We start from the raw sequence: 17,664 nt of genomic DNA, 5'->3' as shown, positions 1-17,664 counted from the left end.
GTATGAATGAATTTTTTGAAAATGCAGGTCTTATCTCCATCATAACCGGAATTCTATTTGTTGTGAAAAAATTCTATGACCATTACTATTGGCAAAGCCTGCTTAGTGAGGAGAATGAGGACGATAAAGAGACACGCCAATCTTAATGCAATCTTAATTCGCTGCCGGAATCTCTAATCCTTAACTAATGGCAGAAATGTTACGCTGAATTTAAGAAAAAGAGAAAGAGATCAAAAGATGATAGTGAGAGGAGTGGCAAAGAACATGATGGATGTGTATATGGTGGCAGCTCTGGCGGTGCTTTTCGTACTCCTTTACGCCTTTGCACAGTGGTGCGGTCATATGACTGACGATACAGGGGGGACGGAACAATGACGGTGGTTATTGCTGCAACCTTGCTCTTATTTCTGTATTTGGTATATGCCTTGATTCATCCAGAGAAATTCTAAAGGTTCATTGAATGATGCGAAAAGAGAGAGTGTCAACTTAAGGAGGGGCCTTCGTGGGTATTGTGCAAATTGCCGCAGTCATTGTCATACTGCTGCTACTGGTTAAGCCAGTAGGAACTTATTTATATCATGTATTCTCAAATGAACCGAGCCGAACGGACCGCATATTTGGCGGCTTCGAACGTGGAATATTCAAACTGAGCGGACTAAAGAACCGTGAGGGAATGACTTGGAAGGGATATGCCATCAGCTTCCTGGGGACAAACATTGTACTGGTTGCTTTCAGTTACTTGTTCCTTCGTCTGCAAGGCGCACTTCCGATGAATCCCAATGGAACCGGGGGCATGGAACAGTCACTAACGTTCAATACAGTCATCAGTTTCATGACGAATACCAATCTGCAGCATTACAGCGGAGAAACGGGTCTATCCTATTTCTCGCAAATGGCTGTCATTACAATGATGATGTTTACTTCAGCGGCGAGCGGCTTCTCCGTGGCAGTCGCTTTTGTGAGAGGCATTACTGGAAGAGAAACCGTAGGGAATTTCTTCGAAGATTTCGTGAAATCTATCACCCGCATCTTTCTCCCGCTTGCCCTGCTGGTGACATTGGTATTGGTGGCCCTGCAGGTTCCGCAGACACTACAGCCATCGCTACATGTAACAACGCTTGAGGGTGGTTCACAGCAGATCGCTATCGGTCCGGTTGCCTCACTTGAATCGATCAAGCACCTGGGTACGAACGGCGGCGGATTCTTTGGAGCCAACTCGGCCCATCCGTTTGAGAACCCTTCACCTTTGACGAATGTCATTGAAATCCTTTCGATGTGGACGCTGCCCGCATCCCTGCCTTATATGTACGGATTATTTGCCAAAAACAAACGTCAGGGCTGGATGATATTCAGCGCGATGATGACCTTGTTCGTATTGCTGCTGGGCCTCAACTATTACGCGGAAACGGCAGGGAATCCGGCAATCAATGCCATGGGTATCGACGCCTCCCAGGGCAGTATGGAGGGGAAGGAAGTCCGATTTGGTATCGCGCAGTCTTCTTTGTTCACTGCTGTAACAACGGCGGCAACTACCGGTAGCGTTAATAATATGCATGACACCCTCACCCCGCTTGGCAGCATAACTCCGCTGTCCCTGATGATGCTGAATAATGTGTTCGGGGGCAAAGGTGTAGGTCTAGTCAACATGCTGATGTATGCGATCCTGGGAGTGTTCCTCTGCGGTCTGATGGTAGGGCGGACGCCGGAGTTCCTTGGACGGAAAATAGAAGCGAGGGAAATGAAGCTGATCGCCATCGCAATACTCATTCATCCGCTGATTATTCTGGCACCTACCGCTGCCGCCTTCTTGACCGAGCTGGGTAAGGGGAGCATCTCAAATCCGGGCTTCCATGGAATGACGCAGGTGCTCTACGAGTTCACCTCTTCTGCGGCCAACAACGGTTCGGGTTTCGAAGGGCTGGCCGATAACACCACCTTCTGGAATGTACTTACAGGGATTGTCATGCTGCTCGGAAGATATGTATCCATTATCGCCATGCTGGCGGTGGCCGGCTCCATGATCCGTAAGAAGCCCGTTCCGGAGACGATCGGCACGTTCCGCACCGACAATGGCCTATTTACAGGAATTCTGATCGGTACGGTGCTGATTATCGGTGCACTGACCTTTCTGCCGGTTGTGGTTCTCGGTCCGGTTGCAGAATATTTGACCTTACGTTAAGAGAGGGAGAACAAGATGAGTACCATACCTAAAAAGAAACTGCTAACCGGCCCTATTCTGCAAAGTGCGGTCAAGGACAGCTTCATGAAGCTGAATCCGGTGACCTTGATGAAGAATCCGGTGATGTTCGTTGTAGAAATCGGCACTATTGTCGTACTAATGATGGTGTTGGCCCCCGGATATTTCCATACCGAAGACTCCATAGGCTTCAATATTACAGTGTTTTTGATTTTGCTGGTTACAGTATTGTTCGCTAATTTTGCAGAAGCACTGGCTGAAGGCCGCGGCAAGGCACAGGCGGATACCTTGAAGAAAACGAAACAGGATATTTCCGCAAACAAGCTGGTGGGCGGAGCTGTTAAGATCGTTTCTTCTTCTGATCTGCGCAAAGGAGATATCGTGGTCATCAGCCAAGGAGAACTCATTCCCGGTGACGGCGAAGTCATTGAAGGCCTTGCTTCCGTGGACGAATCTGCGATTACCGGAGAATCCGCTCCAGTCATCAAGGAGGCTGGAGGAGACTTCAACTCTGTCACAGGCGGCACAAGAGTAGTAAGTGATCAGATCAAGGTTCGAATCACCAGTGATCCCGGTGAATCGTTTCTGGACCGTATGATCTCGCTTGTCGAAGGGGCCAAACGCCAGAAAACACCCAATGAAATTGCACTCAATACCCTTTTAATCAGCTTAACCATTATCTTTCTGATTGTCGTAGTCACATTGCGTCCGATTGCCGCTTATCTGAATGTCGATTTGGAGATCCCCGTCCTGATCGCGCTGCTGGTCTGTCTGATCCCTACTACCATCGGCGGTCTACTGTCTGCAATCGGAATCGCAGGCATGGACCGGGTTACCCAGTTCAACGTGCTGGCGATGTCAGGTAAAGCGGTTGAAGCAGCCGGAGACATCAATACGATGATTCTCGATAAAACAGGCACCATCACCTTCGGGAACCGTATGGCCAGCGAATTTGTCCCCGTAGGGAATGAGAATGAAGCAGAACTGGCGGGGTGGGCTGCAGTCAGTTCACTGAAGGATGAGACACCGGAAGGGCGTTCCGTGATCGAACTGATCAAAAAACAGGGTCATCCTTATCAGGCCGGTCTGGCAGAAGAGGCAGAAATCATTGAGTTCCGTGCCGAAACGCGAATGAGCGGACTGGATCTGAAGGATGGACGCAAGGTCCGAAAAGGGGCTGTTGATTCCATGAAGCGCTGGGTCTCTTCCCAAGGCGGGCAGATTCCCGATAATCTGGACAAAAGGTCGAATGAAATAGCCGGTAAAGGCGGAACTCCGCTTGCAGTAGCCGTTGACGACCGGATATTCGGACTTATTTATCTGAAAGACACCGTGAAGCCCGGAATGAAGGAACGATTTGACGAGCTGCGCAAAATGGGCATCAAAACGATTATGTGTACCGGAGACAATCCGCTAACCGCTGCAACGATTGCCGCCGAAGCCGGAGTAGACGGTTTTATCGCCGAAAGCACGCCGGAGAACAAAATTGAAGTCATTCGCCGTGAGCAGCAGGAAGGCAAGCTGGTCGCCATGACGGGTGACGGAACGAACGATGCTCCTGCTCTGGCCCAGGCGGATGTGGGGCTTGCCATGAACAGCGGAACCTCTGCCGCCAAGGAAGCGGCGAATATGGTCGATTTGGACTCAGACCCGTCCAAGATTATTGAGGTCGTAGCCATCGGCAAGCAGCTGCTGATGACCCGTGGTGCCCTGACTACCTTCAGTATTGCGAATGACATCGCCAAATATTTTGCAATCATCCCTGCTATGTTCACGCTCGCGATTCCGGAAATGGAGGTGCTGAACGTAATGGGGCTGGGATCGCCAAGCTCCGCTATTATCTCGGCACTGATCTTTAATGCGATTATTATTCCGCTCCTGATCCCCCTTGCCATGAGAGGGGTATCCTATAAGCCAATGAGCTCTGTCAAGCTGCTGCGCCGGAATATCTTCATCTATGGATTTGGAGGCGTACTGGTTCCTTTTCTGGGCATTAAGCTCATTGATATGCTCGTTAGTATTTGGATATAAGCTTAATAGGATTGTTAAGATAGAGAGGATGGGTCACGAATGAAGAACACTAGTTCTTATATACTCAGCATAGTAAGACTCAGCGCCATATTTATTATTCTTTGCGGAGTTGTGTATCCGCTGGCTTCCACTGCTATTGCCCAGGTGCTAATGCCTTCACAGGCGAACGGCAGCCTGCTGAAGAACAGTGCGGGCCAGGTTATTGGCTCCGAGCTGATTGGTCAGAACTTCACCAATCCGGCGCTGTTCCACGGGCGTGTGTCCAGCATTGATTACAAAGCGGAGGCTTCGGGCTCGAACAATTATGGCCCATCCAATACGGATATGCTGAAGCGTACCAGCGACTTTATCGCCCAGTGGAAGCTGGACAATCCGCAGGTTCCTGTGAATCAACTGCCTATCGATCTGGTTACGAACTCTGGCTCGGGCCTGGACCCGGATATTTCCCCCGCCTCGGCTATCGTGCAGGTTCCCAGAATCAGCAGTCTGACCGGTCTTTCTTCGGATAAGCTTGAACAATTAATCCAAGCGCATACGGAGGGCCGCGAACTTGGATTGTTCGGCGAAGAACGTGTGAATGTGCTGAAGCTGAATAAGGCTTTATCTGAATTGTCTGCTAAGTAATCAGGCGGTTACCCTGTTCGGTTCCACACGGACAGGGTAATTTATCTTCCTATAAGGAGGCCACCCGGATGTCCCCGTATAAACGTAAAACTCCGGAAGAAATTCTGTATTCCATTTACCGCCTGCGCCGGGGCCGTCTCAAGATCATCATCGGTTCTGTCAGTGGTTCAGGCAAGACCTATCACATGCTGGAGGAAGGCAAGCTTTTGCAGCAGCAAGGGATCGATGTGGTGATCAGTGCGGTCTCGACGATGCAACGGGCGGAGACTGTTCAGCAACTGGTGAATTTGGAGCGTGTACCCAGCCTTCACTGGATCAAGGATGGAAAGGAACAGAAGGATCTTCCTGTCGATATTCTGCTTCAGCGCAATCCTGAGGTCCTTTTGGTGGACAGTCTGGCCCACCGCAACCGGGAAGGAGCCCGTTTCGAGACACGGCTCGACGATATCCGTTATTTAATGGATCACGGCATAAGTGTGATTACTACCATTAACGTGTATGAGCTGGCTGGGATGGCCGAAATTATTCAGCAGAAAACGGGCATCTGTGCGGAGGAAACGGTTCCGCTCAACACGTTGGAGCTGGCGGATGAGGTGCGCCTGATCGATGTGTCCCCCGAAACCATATTAAAACGTATTGAAGAAGGGGTTCTTGGCGGAGAGACGCCACCGGCGCTGACCCGGCGCGGAAATCTCGGCGTCCTCCGTGAGCTCTCGCTCCGTCTGGTTGCCGAGGGGGTCAATGATTCGCTGGAAAGACACCGGGAGGAGCAAGGGTTAATTGGCCCTTCCGGCGCCACTGAGCGGATTCTCGTATCCACGCAATATCATTGGAACGGTTCGCTGTATGTCAGAAGAGGACAGCAAATCGCCAAGCGGCTGAACGGTGAGCTTATGGTGGTAACCTTTGTGCTCACAAAACGTCAGCTAACGAAAGATCAGCAGAGCTTCAAACGCGCGATCACCAAGCTGGCCCAGCGGGTCGATGCCCGCTTCGAAGAGCTGTCTCTTCCAAGTCTGCGTCTGCTCCCAGCAATATTGGTACGTTATGCCATCCGGAATAACGTCACCCGGATCGTCATGGGGCACTCCAAAAAAAGCCGCTGGCAGGAAAAGTGGCAGGGCTCCATCGCTAACCGTGTCCTCCGGAAGTCACGGAACATCGATGTATTCCTGATGGCTGACAGGGCAGAGCAGGAAGGGGAACGGATATTGCCGATCAAGCCTGGCTCCAAAGGGAAGGAGGAACCTTTTCACCGGTTAACCAGTCAGGAGATGGAACAGAAGATTGAGCGGATTCACCGCGGAACATTCAAGGTCTATATTGGTGCGGCGCCTGGTGTTGGAAAAACCTATAAAATGCTGCAAGAGGGGAATCTGCTGCTGACGAAAGGCATTGATGTTGTCATAGGTCTGCTGGAGACACATGGAAGGAAGGAGACCCAACGGCAAATCGGGGGATTGACCCTGATTCCGCGGGCCCGCATTCAGTATCAGTCCTCACAACTAGAGGAGATGGACACAGACAGCATTATTGCCCGTCACCCGGAGGTCGTGCTGGTGGATGAATTGGCACATACCAATTTCCCCGGAAGTGTGACCAAAAAGCGCTATGAGGATGTTATGCGGCTGCTCGATAACGGCATTTCCGTAATCACAACCGTGAATGTTCAGCATCTGGAGAGCCTGAATGACGCAGTGGCACAGCTGACGGGCGTTCGTGTCCGGGAAACGGTCCCTGATGCGGTTTTGAAAATGGCCGGTGAGGTTGAACTCATTGACGTTACGCCACAAATGCTGCAGGAGCGGATGCGGGAAGGGAAAATATATGCAACGGAGAAAGTGAACCAGGCCTTAGAGTCTTTTTTTAAGATTGGGAATCTGATTGCTCTGCGCGAACTGGCTCTTCGTGAAATTGCCGACGATGTCGATGAACGGCTGGAGGCGTGGGACCGGGAGCCCTCCCTGCGGGGCCCATGGAGCCGCAGGGAGGTCATCTTTGTCTGTGTCGATCTCGGCCCGCGTGCAGAGCGCCTAATCCGCCGCGGCTTCCGTATTGCCCACCGGCTCAAGGCAGAATGGTATGTGCACTATGTGCACTGCGGAGGGCACCATACCCCCGAAGAGCAAAAGCGGCTGGGGTCCCTGCGGCATTTGACGGAACGGCTGGGCGGGAAAATGGAGGTGGCTCTGGCGGGCAGCAGTGCTGTCGTACATCAGCAGCTGCTCTACAGAATGAATGAAGTACAGACCACTCAGCTGATTATCGGACACTCACGCAGGCCGCTGTGGCGCAGCTTATTCAAAGAAAGCTTCGTCCATTATTTGCTCCGGCATGCAAGGCATATGGATATGCTGATTGTGGCGGACTTTGACCCGGAGGCGGCCGAAGCGGTAAAGTATTGACAGATAGGCATACCCTAGTTGATCATAAAAAAAGTGTATGCTAAACTACAATTAATTAAATGAACGGAGTTGAAGAGGATAATGTAGGATTTTCTTGCTGATCGATATGAGAATAAAACCACTATAAGACTGGACTTCATGTTCAGCTATTGTAATGCGATCGATTTCGCATGTTTTATTTCTTGTTAAGCAAGAAAGTTACATTTCCTTTCACTCAAACGGTAGATCCTTAATCAGCCCCTCGGGGGCTTGATTTTCTGTATCTATTTGAGCTGCAAGAAATTAACTTTCTTGCGGCTTTTATTTTTTTATACAGGAGGATCACCAGATGTCATTAATTAATGTTACCAACCTGACGTTTGCCTATGAGGGCAGCTACGATAACATATTTGAAAACGTGAATTTTCAGATCGACACGGATTGGAAGCTGGGATTTACGGGGAGGAACGGAAGAGGGAAGACCACCTTTCTGCAGCTGCTGCTCGGTAAACATGAATACAGTGGAGCCATTTCTGCTAATGTAACATTTGAATACTTTCCATACCCTGTGCCGAACAAGGAAAATATGACCCTGGATGTCATCAGCGAAATCTTTCCGGATTATATTCACTGGCAGTTGATGCGAGAGCTTTCTTTGCTGAAGGTAGATGATGACGTTCTCTATAGGCCCTTTGCTTCACTATCGAACGGAGAGCAGACGAAGGTGCTGCTCGCCGCATTGTTTATTAAGGAAAACAGCTTTCTGCTCATTGATGAACCTACTAATCATCTGGACATGCAAGCAAGAACATTAGTCAGTAATTATCTCAATACCAAAAGCGGATATATTCTGGTATCTCACGACAGAGCCTTTCTGGATAACTGTGTAGATCATATTCTGTCTATCAACAAAACCAACATTGAAATTCAGAAAGGGAATTTTTCGAGCTGGTGGGAGAATAAGAGGCGATTGGATAACTTTGAGCTGGCACAAAATGAGAAGCTGAGAAGAGATATTAACCGGCTTGCGGATTCATCCAAAAGAACAGGGAACTGGTCACACGAAGTGGAAAAGACAAAAAACGGGACACGAAACTCCGGCTCCAAGGTAGATAAGGGGTACATTGGCCATAAGGCTGCCAAAATGATGAAACGTTCTAAATCTATCGAGCAAAGGCAGCAATCGGCAATTGACCAGAAGTCCAAGCTGCTGAAAAACATTGAAAGCTCGGAAACCCTGGAGATTGCACAGCTTCCTTATCATAAAAGTACCTTTGCAGAGCTTGAACAAGTTTCCATTTATTATGGTGAGAAACTAGTCTGTTCAGATGTGGATTTTACAATTGAGCAAGGAGACCGCATTGCACTTTCGGGTAAGAATGGCTCCGGCAAATCCAGTATCCTGAAACTGATTTGCGGCGAGGACATACAGTACACAGGCAGCCTCAGTAAGGACAGTCAGCTCAAAATCTCCTACGTGTCCCAGGATACCTCGCATTTACAAGGCAATCTTACGGAATTCGCCCGCGACAATGGAATAGACGAGAGCCTGTTCAAATCCATCCTGAGAAAACTTGATTTCTCCAGAGTACAATTTGAGAAGGATATTTCCACTTTCAGCGGCGGCCAGAAGAAGAAGGTGCTCATCGCCAAAAGTCTAAGTGAGCACGTTCACCTGCATATTTGGGATGAGCCGCTGAACTTTGTTGACGTTATTTCACGGATGCAAATAGAAGAGCTGCTGTTGGAATACACCCCGACCATACTTTTTGTGGAGCATGACCGGGAGTTCTGCGGCAATGTCGCTACGAAGATCATAGAGCTCTGAGCTTGCTGAAGGAAGGGAAGAAAAGGGACTTATGAAGAAAGTCATCGTAATCGGCTCAGGAATTCTAGGGGCATCTACCGCCTATCACTTAGCCAAAATGGGGGCAGATGTCCTGGTCGTTGACCGCAAAGATAAAGGGCAGGCCACCGATGCTGCTGCCGGCATTATCTGTCCTTGGCTGTCGCAGCGGCGTAATCAGGCTTGGTATCGTCTCGCCAAAGCAGGTGCCCGTTATTACCCGGAGTTGATTGCACAACTTCGGGACGAAGGGGAGACTGATACCGGCTATGCTCAGGTAGGTGCTCTTAGTATACATCATGACATGATGAAACTGGGACAGATGGAGGAACGGGCAAAACTACGAAAGACAGATGCACCGGAGATAGGAGATGTTACACGGCTCAACACAACACAGACCCGTGAGCTTTTTCCTTTGCTGGCAGAAGATTATTCCTCCATTCATATCAGCGGTGCCGCCCGGGTAGATGGTCGTGCACTTCGCGATGCTCTCATACGGTCGGCACAGCACAATGGGGCTGTTATAGTCAGCGGGGAGGCCAGGCTTGAACATCTTGCAAACCGTGTAACCGGAGTGAATGTAGGAGCTCAACACTTTTCGGCTGATCTCATCCTTGTATGTGCGGGTGCATGGGCCAATCTATTGCTGCAGCCTTTAGGCATTGATTTTAAAGTCCATTTTCAAAAAGCTCAAATCGTTCACTTAGAGGTTCCGGACCGTCAAGACACAGATGCCTGGCCAGTAGTTATTCCGCCAAATGATCAGTATTTGCTTTCAATGGGATCACGTAGGATTGTTATTGGATCGACACACGAAAATGATATAGAAGGGTACGATACCAGGATAACTGCTGGCGGAATCCAGGAAATTCTGAATAAGGGGATCGATCTTGCACCTGGTTTAGCAAACAGCACATTTCTGGAGACGAGAGTCGGTTTTCGCCCCTTTACGCCTGGGTTTCTTCCTGTTATCGGGAATGTGCCCGGCTGGGAAGGTTTGCTTACAGCAAATGGCCTCGGAGCTTCAGGGTTAACCATGGGCCCTTATTTGGGAAGGCAATTGGCGAGGATGGCTCTTGAAAGGGAAATGGAAATAGACGTAAGTGATTATGATATCCGGAATGCAGTAGATCAAGGCTGATGAATTGCGACTTTCTGAATTCCCTGCTATACTTTTTTCGAAAGATAAGAAGTTATTAGCTTCACGCTGTAAATGTTCCTTGTCTTTCTTACAGTAAAGTGTTCATCTGACAGGGGGTTGTACTGATGGCAAAACCGAATTGCTCATTAGCTAGGAAGACCTCATGCAAAGCCTAATTCAGGGGCGATACTTTGCGTGAGGGCGAGAGAAGAGAAAGATCCGATCGCCCATACTTGACTTTATCGTTTCTAATAACGGGCTTTGCACCTTATGTTTTTTCAACAAAAATAAGGGGCTGAAGAGCTATGAATACACCATTTATTAGAAACCATCAATATAATGTCATTAAGAAACAAGCCGAATTTCTTCAGAAAACACTGCGATCCGTCGCGGATCAGAGTGTCTTGAAAACAGTAAGATATCGTACAGCTGTGAATATGATTGAAGCGTTTTCTTCTCTGACAACAGAGCGGGAACACCAGCTGGAGCAAGTATCGAGCTTGGAAACAGCACATGAATTTCAGAATTATCTTATTGCATTAGAACCCTATCTGGAGCCATTTCCACCGATTACACTGAAGCAGATTCAGAAGCTTTTCCCTAAGAATAAGAAGTTGAAGGTACCTGATCTGCAATCCATCGACTTTAGATATATCACGTATCTGAGCTGGGTAGACATCGCCACGAACAAATTATTCATGGTCTATCCATTCGAAGGACAGTTCATCGGCATCGAGGGAAGAATAACACCGACACACAAAAAAGGGTATTGCATGTTCTGCAACCGGCATCAGGAGCTTGCGTTCATAACAGTCAAGACGAAGCCTGCGGGTGCTTTGCCCGATCAATATTCTTCCATTGGCCAATACGTATGTATGGACGGCCATGCATGTAATCAGAGTATCACCGATACTAGTTCGCTGGAAAAGTTCATTGTCTCCGTTCGTAAATAATTCATCGATGCGGTTGCCTTTAGAGGCAGCCGTTTTTTAGTATAAATCTATGTTCAACGGTTGAAGAGATTCTCAGGTGAAAAACAAAGAGTACTTCTACCCAAAACCCGTAATCTTTTAATTTTGAAAATACATTAATGAAGCAGGGCCTATATTCTGTACGATTTTTTTTGCCTGCTACACGTTAAAGTATTCTGACTATGTTTGGGAACAGATTTTGAGAAACCTTAACAGTCTTGATGAGCAGTATGCAACAATTATTCTTTTATTAATTGACATATTAAACTTGAGGCAAGATTGTTTGATAGAAATTAAGGGTCAATTCGATGTACAGTCTGGTAGAACTAACTCCAGAGATGAATTTCCAATGGGGGAATAGACTGCAACAAGGCCGGGGACAAGCCCCGGCCCTTCTATGTTGTGGGCAGAACGAAAAATATAATTATGCGCGCTCCCCTTCCGCGATTGTCCCTTCCGACGTCACCTTCATCATGCGCTTGCGGACCAGCGGTGGTAGTGCAGCCAGATAAAATAAACTGACCACTATGGTGCAAAAGCCAAGTATGTAGTGAAGCCAGGTGACGGAGATCAAGGCCGGAAAGGCTAGCGCGATGCCCCCCAAAGCCAGTGAATGGCCCAGCATCATTACCGGCTCAATCAAGGCGTTAACACGGCCCATATTCTGCGGAGGAACAAGCTCTGGCAACCAGCTGCCGAGCGCGATATTGATGGGCGCGATGGCGATTCCAGCCAGCATTACAAGGAAAAAATAGACTTCAATCCTTTCGGTTAACCCAAGTCCCGTAATGAGCAGGCTGGAGATGAACAGACCCGCAATCAGGATCGGCGCTCTTGTGAAACGGCGAATCAGCCGGGGGCCGAAGACGCTGCCGAGCAGAAAGCCGACGCCCAGAAAGACGGTAATCAGCGAAGAGTGGACGACATAATTATCGGGACTGAGCTTGTATTTCATGGCGAAGATGGGAAGCACGGCGAATACGCCGTTCACAATGCCAAAGAACAGAAAACCGCTGATCAGAACCATAAGCAGTCGATTTCCTGTAATATAGCGGAGGCCCTGCCAAAAATCCTTCAGCAGCAGTGAGAACCGGAGCTCACGAATACGGTTTTTTCCGTTGGGGGTACGGGCATGTTCTGGGAAATCCCCCCAGGCAAGCAGCAGGCCGGACAATAAAAAGCTTAGTCCGTCGACGATGATGGCGCCTTCAATTCCAATAAAATGATAGGCCGTAGCCCCCAGGCTCATGCCGAAGAGCATAAACAGCCCCATCACCATTTGATTCAGCCCCGAAGCCTGGACATATTGGTCCTGGTCGATACTGCCCTGCAGAAGTCCCATTTCCGCAGGACCGAAGAATTTGGATATCGAGCTACGCAGAAATAGCACCAAAAAACAGGCGAAAAGCACGTTGAAATGAACAAACAGCAGCAGCAGCAAGGTTAGTCCCGCCCGTATCCAGTCGCTATAGGCGGCAATATTCTTGCGGTCGAACCGGTCCGCGATGACGCCGACGATCCAGAAGACCGCCAGGGTGGGCAGAGAATACATCAGCTCTGCTGTAGTGGCCAAAGCCGGCCGCTCGCTGTACCTGTCGATCAGATAGTAGGCGAATGCCATGTTCCCCACCACGGTGCCCAGCTGCGAGGCAAAAGCGGCAATGAATAACTTGTTGAACATTGGATTGCGAAAGAGCGTCCTCATTCAATTTCCTCCCTATGGTGCTCTCTGATAAGCACAGGTTTGAGCAGAACTTGCAAGTAGTGGACGAGCGACTCAAGCTGCATTCGGGTGTTCGCCTTCTCCAGACCCACAGTGATGGTATGGGTCATAATGCCTTCCTGATAGGAAGCGGCTAGTCTGGAGATGTCCGTAACGTCCATGACAGGGAAAAACTCACCGCGGTCAATTCCGGTCTGAAGCAGTTCTGCAAATTGGGCGATTCCCCGTTCATAACGGTTGAGGAGCAGTCCACGGCGTGTCTCATCGCGCCATCCGATCAGGAAATATTCATAGAAGGCCGGCATTAATCCGCCTTTGGGTGATTGCTGAAGGTCTTGCAGCTGCTGCGAATACAGCGTAGTAATTACATCCCAAATGGACGGCGAAGATTCCAGAATCATCTCTAGGTACCGATCATGCTCCATGTCCTGATGGTCCAACAGAGCTTCGAAGATCTCATCCTTGGTCTGATAGTACAAGTAAATCCAGCCCCGACTCATACCGATTTCATCGATAATATCCTTTAGTGTGACTGCCCCGTAGCCCTTCTCGGCAAAAACCCGCTTAGCCGCATCGAGGATTTGCAGGCTTCTCCATTCTTTTCGGCTGCTCGATAATTTAGGCGACATTCCGTTGCTTCCTTTCCGTTTTCGCAAAATGAACCGCGTGTCATTTATTATATTAATGACATGTTGTTCATTTTGCAACGAAAAATAACGTAATAATCTATAAATAATAATGATTGATATGTTTTTGATTATCTTGTTATAATGTATTAAAATTCCATTTGATTCGCCAGTATATTCCCCTTGCTGCTAGTTTCCAGCTTTTCCGATTTCCCCGTCTTACCTCACATCTATGATTACATCCATGATTACATCTATGATTACATCCGCTATTAATAGTTTATCTGAAGGGAATGTGATTATGAAAACGGCACTGCTGTTTCCAGGACAAGGTTCGCAGTATGTAGGGATGGGGAAATTTTTGTTTGTCCGGTTTGAAACGGCCCGAAGGACATTTGAAGAAGCCTCTGATGCGCTGGGCTACAATGTATCCCGTCTTTGCTTTGACGGAAGCCTCGAAGAATTGACGCGGACCGAGAATGCACAGCCCTGCATTCTTACTGTGAGCATCGCGGCTTATCGGGTTCTCTTGGAGAATCTGGACATTGAGCCGTATTATTGCGCCGGCCACAGTCTTGGCGAAATATCCGCGCTGACTGCATCCGGGGCTCTTGCTTTTACTGATGCGGTGCGCCTGGTTCGCCTTAGGGGACGGTTGATGCAGGAGTCGCAACAAGAGGGAGAAGGCGGAATGCTGGCGGTTCACAGACTGGACAGTTCCGTCATTGAAGCGGAATGCGGTCGGCCAGACGTTCGTGGAACCGTTGCGGTATCCAACCTGAATGGTGGCGGACAGACCGTTATCTCGGGACTTCAATGCTCCCTGAACCGCATAAGTGAAAAACTTGCATTGCTCGGAGGAAGAGTTGTCCCACTGAACGTGAGCGCCGCTTTTCACAGCCCCCTAATGAAAGAGGGCGCTGCAAAGTTTGCGGCTGAATTGTCCCGTATTCACTTTCAGCCTTTGCGCCATTGGGTATTGTCGAATGTGACGGCTCATCCTTATCCGGATGAGAATTTCATTCCGGCATTATTAGCCGAACAGATGGTCTCTGTTGTGAATTGGTATTCTTGTATGCGCTTTCTTCTCAAGCGGGAAACGGAGCGCATGATCGAAGTTGGGCCCGGAAATGTGCTGGGCAATATGCTGAGAAGAGAGAAGCCGATTTCTTGCATCATTCAGTCGACCGATCAGGAAGATGACTGGAGGAATCTTCTCAGCGCCGGAAGCCGCGTGGCCACGGGAACGGATTACGATGCTTATCTTAAAGCCGCATTGTGTGCAAAAAATTATAACGTTATAGATACCGCCTCTGACTATATGAACAAGATTGCAGAACCGTTTCGGGAACTGGAAAGCATGGCCTCTGGAGCACGAAAGGGAGAAGCCGAATCGGAGAGATGGAAGAGCCTGGCCGTTGGTGCCCTGGATAAGATTCTGGATGTCAAGATGACTCCTGCCATCCGACGAGTGGACATCTTAAACCGTTTGGCTGAAGAAGGGGGAAACGTGCAGAATGTACAATACGCTTAACGAAGCGCTAAGAAGCGAAGCCGCCAGAGGGGAACGGGGAATTACCTTCATCTCAGGTGAATTCGAGAGTGTATTTTGCAGTTATCCCGAGCTCTACGAGTCCGCCATGGGTACTCTGCATCACCTAAGAATGAAGGGGATAGGGGCCGGAGATGAAGTTATCCTGCAGCTGGACAACAACCGGGAATTTCTTATTGTCTTCTGGGCTTGCCTTCTCGGCGGTATCATTCCTGTTCCGTTATCGGTAGGTAATAATGAAGAACACCTTGCCAAGGTCGTCCGGATCGCAGCTGTGCTGAACAATCCTTTTATTGTCTCGGACCCACAGCATTTTGAGAAACTCGGAGATTGGGCGTCCCGGTTCGAGAATGCAGTCGATCGTCAACTGTCCATCGGAGACCTAATGAAGCAGCCAGAGGAAAAAATATCCGGTGAGAACGGAGCGGTGTTGCCCGGAGATATCGCTTTTATCCAGTTTTCTTCCGGTACCACAGGCGACCCCAAGGGAGTGGTGCTGACCCACAGCAATCTCCTGGCAAATATCCGGGCCCTGAAAGAACGTATTGGAGCCGGCGATGAGGATGCCTTTCTCAGCTGGATGCCGCTGACTCACGATCTGGGGATGATCATGTTCCATCTCCTTCCATTATTCTGCGGGACAAGCCAATACCTCATGCCAACCTGGCTGTTCATCAGGCGTCCGATTCTCTGGATGCAGAAAGCCGACCAGGTTGGAGCGACGATTTTGGCTTCCCCAAATTTCGGGCTCAAATATTTCCTAACCGCTTACCACAAAGCTGCATCGAAACGAGATTTTGCTTGGGATCTGACACGCATCCATGCCATAGTCAACGGCGCCGAACCGATCGATGTCGGGGTATGCGAACAGTTTCTCGAAGAACTGAGCCCGTATGGCCTTGAAAGAAAGGCAATTAAAATGGGCTACGGAATGGCCGAAGCCTGTGTCGGCGTATGCATTCAGGAACAGGACGAGTCTTTTAGAACCTATTATGTGCGAAGGGATTTTTTGCGGGTTGGAGATTCAGCGGTTTTTCTACCCGGTGATGGTCAGGGTGACACCTTGGCGCTGGCCGGAACGGGAACACCCATACAGGATTGCCGTGTAAGGATATGCGATGATCTGGACCACCCGCTGCCGGAAGGCACTGTAGGCCATATCCAGATCGCCGGAGACAATGTGACATCGGGATACTATAACAACGCGGAGGCCACAGAGAAGCTGTTCACATCCGACGGCTGGGCCCGAACAGGAGACTTGGGATTTCTGGTAGAGGGCCGACTGACCGTAACCGGAAGAACTAAAGATATCATTTTTATCAACGGGTCCAATTATTTCCCCCATGATATTGAGCGAATCGCGGAAGAGTGTGCGGATTTAAAAGTCAAAAGAATGGTCGCATGTGGAATCTACAATGAAAGGACAGGTACCGAGGAAGCAGCATTATTCGTACAGTTTAGGGACAAGCCCGAAGAATTTCTGACGGTTTCCGAACAGATACGCAGACATCTGAACCGCGTGTTGGGTCTACAGATCTCTGTTATCCTTCCGGTTCACAAGTTATACCAGACAACCAGCGGCAAGCTGCAAAGATACAAATATGCTGCGAAATACAAGGAAGGCACCTATCGTGAGATTGAATCTGAACTGGCCCGTCTGCAGCGGGATCAGGAGGTCGCAGCCGCTTTAACGAGAAGGAAACCGGATGGCGAAATTGAGCAAGCGTTGTTCCGGGTATGGAGCGACCTTCTGGGAAGAGAGCGCTTTGATCTCGAGGACAGCTTCTTTGAACTCGGAGGCACGTCTATGCTGGTTGTGCAATTGTTCGAGCGGATCGAGGAGCTTTATCCAGGCGTCATTACGCTGACCGATATTTTTGGTTCTCCCTCGGTAACCTTGCTGTCCCGGCTGATATCGGGCTCACACGAGCCTAAGCAGACCCGGTTTCATATGGAGACAGTGCACCTTTCTCCTCAATATTTCCAAGCGGCGGAGAACGGGGCGGAGAACCAGTACCGAATGAACTTATCAGGAACGGATCGAAATCGGTTGCGGTCATTATGTCTGAATCGTCGGGTCGCAGAAGAGGCGGTATATCTGGCTTTGCTGGCTAACACTCTGTATGAAATCTGCACAGAATCGAAAGTGGTTGTTCATACCATGATGGACGGACCCGGATGGGTCATTCCCTTTTGCGTCGATTTTGCCGCCATTGATACCATCGAGGAACTACTCGATTTAGCCAACGTGAAGAAAAATCCGGGGGAGGCCCTCCTGTACCATATCGGTGATATTGGCAAAGAGGTCGCCCGTCCGAAGGAAGGTCAGGCACTATGCTACCTGGGCAGAAAGGAATGGAGGCCACAGCAAGGCGGTCTGCCGGACCATTTCGATATGATGCTCGAGTGGGAAGAAGCTCCCGGTACAGCTGTGTTTACCTTTGGATACAACGCCGCAAGAATGAATGGACCCCGGATGCGCGAGCTGTTTCTGTCTTTTGCTGACGCATTGGAATCCCTGCTGAGCCTGGATATTATGGCCGCCGAAACGGCACCGCAATAATACGGA

General features: G+C 49.3%; 14 protein-coding genes. 12 read left to right on the top strand and 2 right to left on the bottom strand.

What is annotated here, in order from left to right; translation table 11 throughout:
- Positions 1-2 precede the first annotated feature (2 nt).
- The 10 genes from A3848_RS32090 (at position 3) to A3848_RS02495 (ending at position 11,176) form a co-directional block, all read left to right on the top strand.
- Positions 3-146, top strand: coding sequence for a hypothetical protein (locus A3848_RS32090; protein ID WP_178381889.1), 144 nt, complete (start codon positions 3-5; stop codon positions 144-146).
- Positions 147-237: 91 nt separating this feature from the next.
- Positions 238-375 carry a hypothetical protein gene (locus tag A3848_RS32085; protein ID WP_178381886.1) on the top strand — a complete coding sequence of 46 codons (138 nt, stop codon included), beginning with the start codon at positions 238-240 and terminating at the stop codon, positions 373-375.
- Positions 372-449 carry a K(+)-transporting ATPase subunit F gene (kdpF, locus tag A3848_RS33390; protein WP_074083653.1) on the top strand — a complete coding sequence of 26 codons (78 nt, stop codon included), beginning with the start codon at positions 372-374 and terminating at the stop codon, positions 447-449. Before A3848_RS32085 ends, kdpF begins: the two co-directional genes overlap by 4 nt.
- A gap of 53 nt (positions 450-502) precedes the next feature.
- A complete protein-coding gene (kdpA, locus tag A3848_RS02525; protein WP_074083389.1) occupies positions 503-2,179 on the top strand; it encodes a potassium-transporting ATPase subunit KdpA in 1,677 nt (558 codons plus the stop codon).
- A 15-nt stretch (positions 2,180-2,194) separates the two neighbouring features.
- Positions 2,195-4,228: a potassium-transporting ATPase subunit KdpB gene (gene kdpB / locus A3848_RS02520; RefSeq protein WP_074083388.1), complete on the top strand. Its 2,034-nt coding sequence runs from the start codon at positions 2,195-2,197 to the stop codon at positions 4,226-4,228.
- A 39-nt stretch (positions 4,229-4,267) separates the two neighbouring features.
- Complete coding sequence (kdpC, locus tag A3848_RS02515; protein WP_074083387.1) at positions 4,268-4,852, top strand: potassium-transporting ATPase subunit KdpC; 585 nt, start codon at positions 4,268-4,270, stop codon at positions 4,850-4,852.
- Positions 4,853-4,920: 68 nt separating this feature from the next.
- On the top strand, positions 4,921-7,257 hold the full coding sequence (locus A3848_RS02510; RefSeq protein WP_074083386.1) for a histidine kinase: 2,337 nt from the start codon (positions 4,921-4,923) through the stop codon (positions 7,255-7,257).
- A gap of 328 nt (positions 7,258-7,585) precedes the next feature.
- Positions 7,586-9,064 carry an Lsa family ABC-F type ribosomal protection protein gene (locus A3848_RS02505; RefSeq protein WP_074083385.1) on the top strand — a complete coding sequence of 493 codons (1,479 nt, stop codon included), beginning with the start codon at positions 7,586-7,588 and terminating at the stop codon, positions 9,062-9,064.
- 31 nt (positions 9,065-9,095) lie between these two features.
- Positions 9,096-10,223, top strand: a complete 1,128-nt coding sequence (locus A3848_RS02500) for an NAD(P)/FAD-dependent oxidoreductase (protein ID WP_074083384.1) — start codon at positions 9,096-9,098, stop codon at positions 10,221-10,223.
- A gap of 305 nt (positions 10,224-10,528) precedes the next feature.
- Complete coding sequence (locus A3848_RS02495; protein WP_074083383.1) at positions 10,529-11,176, top strand: FusB/FusC family EF-G-binding protein; 648 nt, start codon at positions 10,529-10,531, stop codon at positions 11,174-11,176.
- Positions 11,177-11,618: 442 nt separating this feature from the next.
- Here A3848_RS02495 and A3848_RS02490 read toward each other — a convergent pair whose 3' ends face one another.
- The gene (locus A3848_RS02490; RefSeq protein ID WP_256702123.1) at positions 11,619-12,875 is read right to left on the bottom strand and encodes an MFS transporter; all 1,257 of its coding nucleotides are present in this window, start codon (positions 12,873-12,875) and stop codon (positions 11,619-11,621) included.
- Positions 12,876-12,895: 20 nt separating this feature from the next.
- Complete coding sequence (locus A3848_RS02485; RefSeq protein ID WP_074083382.1) at positions 12,896-13,546, bottom strand: TetR/AcrR family transcriptional regulator; 651 nt, start codon at positions 13,544-13,546, stop codon at positions 12,896-12,898.
- Between the two features lie 298 nt (positions 13,547-13,844).
- On the opposite strand from A3848_RS02485, the gene fabD reads away from it, so the two are divergent.
- A complete protein-coding gene (fabD, locus tag A3848_RS02480; protein ID WP_178381888.1) occupies positions 13,845-15,077 on the top strand; it encodes an ACP S-malonyltransferase in 1,233 nt (410 codons plus the stop codon).
- Complete coding sequence (locus tag A3848_RS02475; protein WP_074083381.1) at positions 15,061-17,658, top strand: non-ribosomal peptide synthetase; 2,598 nt, start codon at positions 15,061-15,063, stop codon at positions 17,656-17,658. Before fabD ends, A3848_RS02475 begins: the two co-directional genes overlap by 17 nt.
- The last annotated feature ends 6 nt before the right edge of the window (positions 17,659-17,664 follow it).

Source organism: Paenibacillus sp. P32E (assembly GCF_001909085.1).
Taxonomy (GTDB): Bacteria; Bacillota; Bacilli; order Paenibacillales; family Paenibacillaceae; genus Paenibacillus_AQ; species Paenibacillus_AQ helianthi.
The sequence above is the reverse complement of the archived record's forward strand: the minus strand, read 5'-3'. Positions and strand labels throughout refer to the sequence as shown.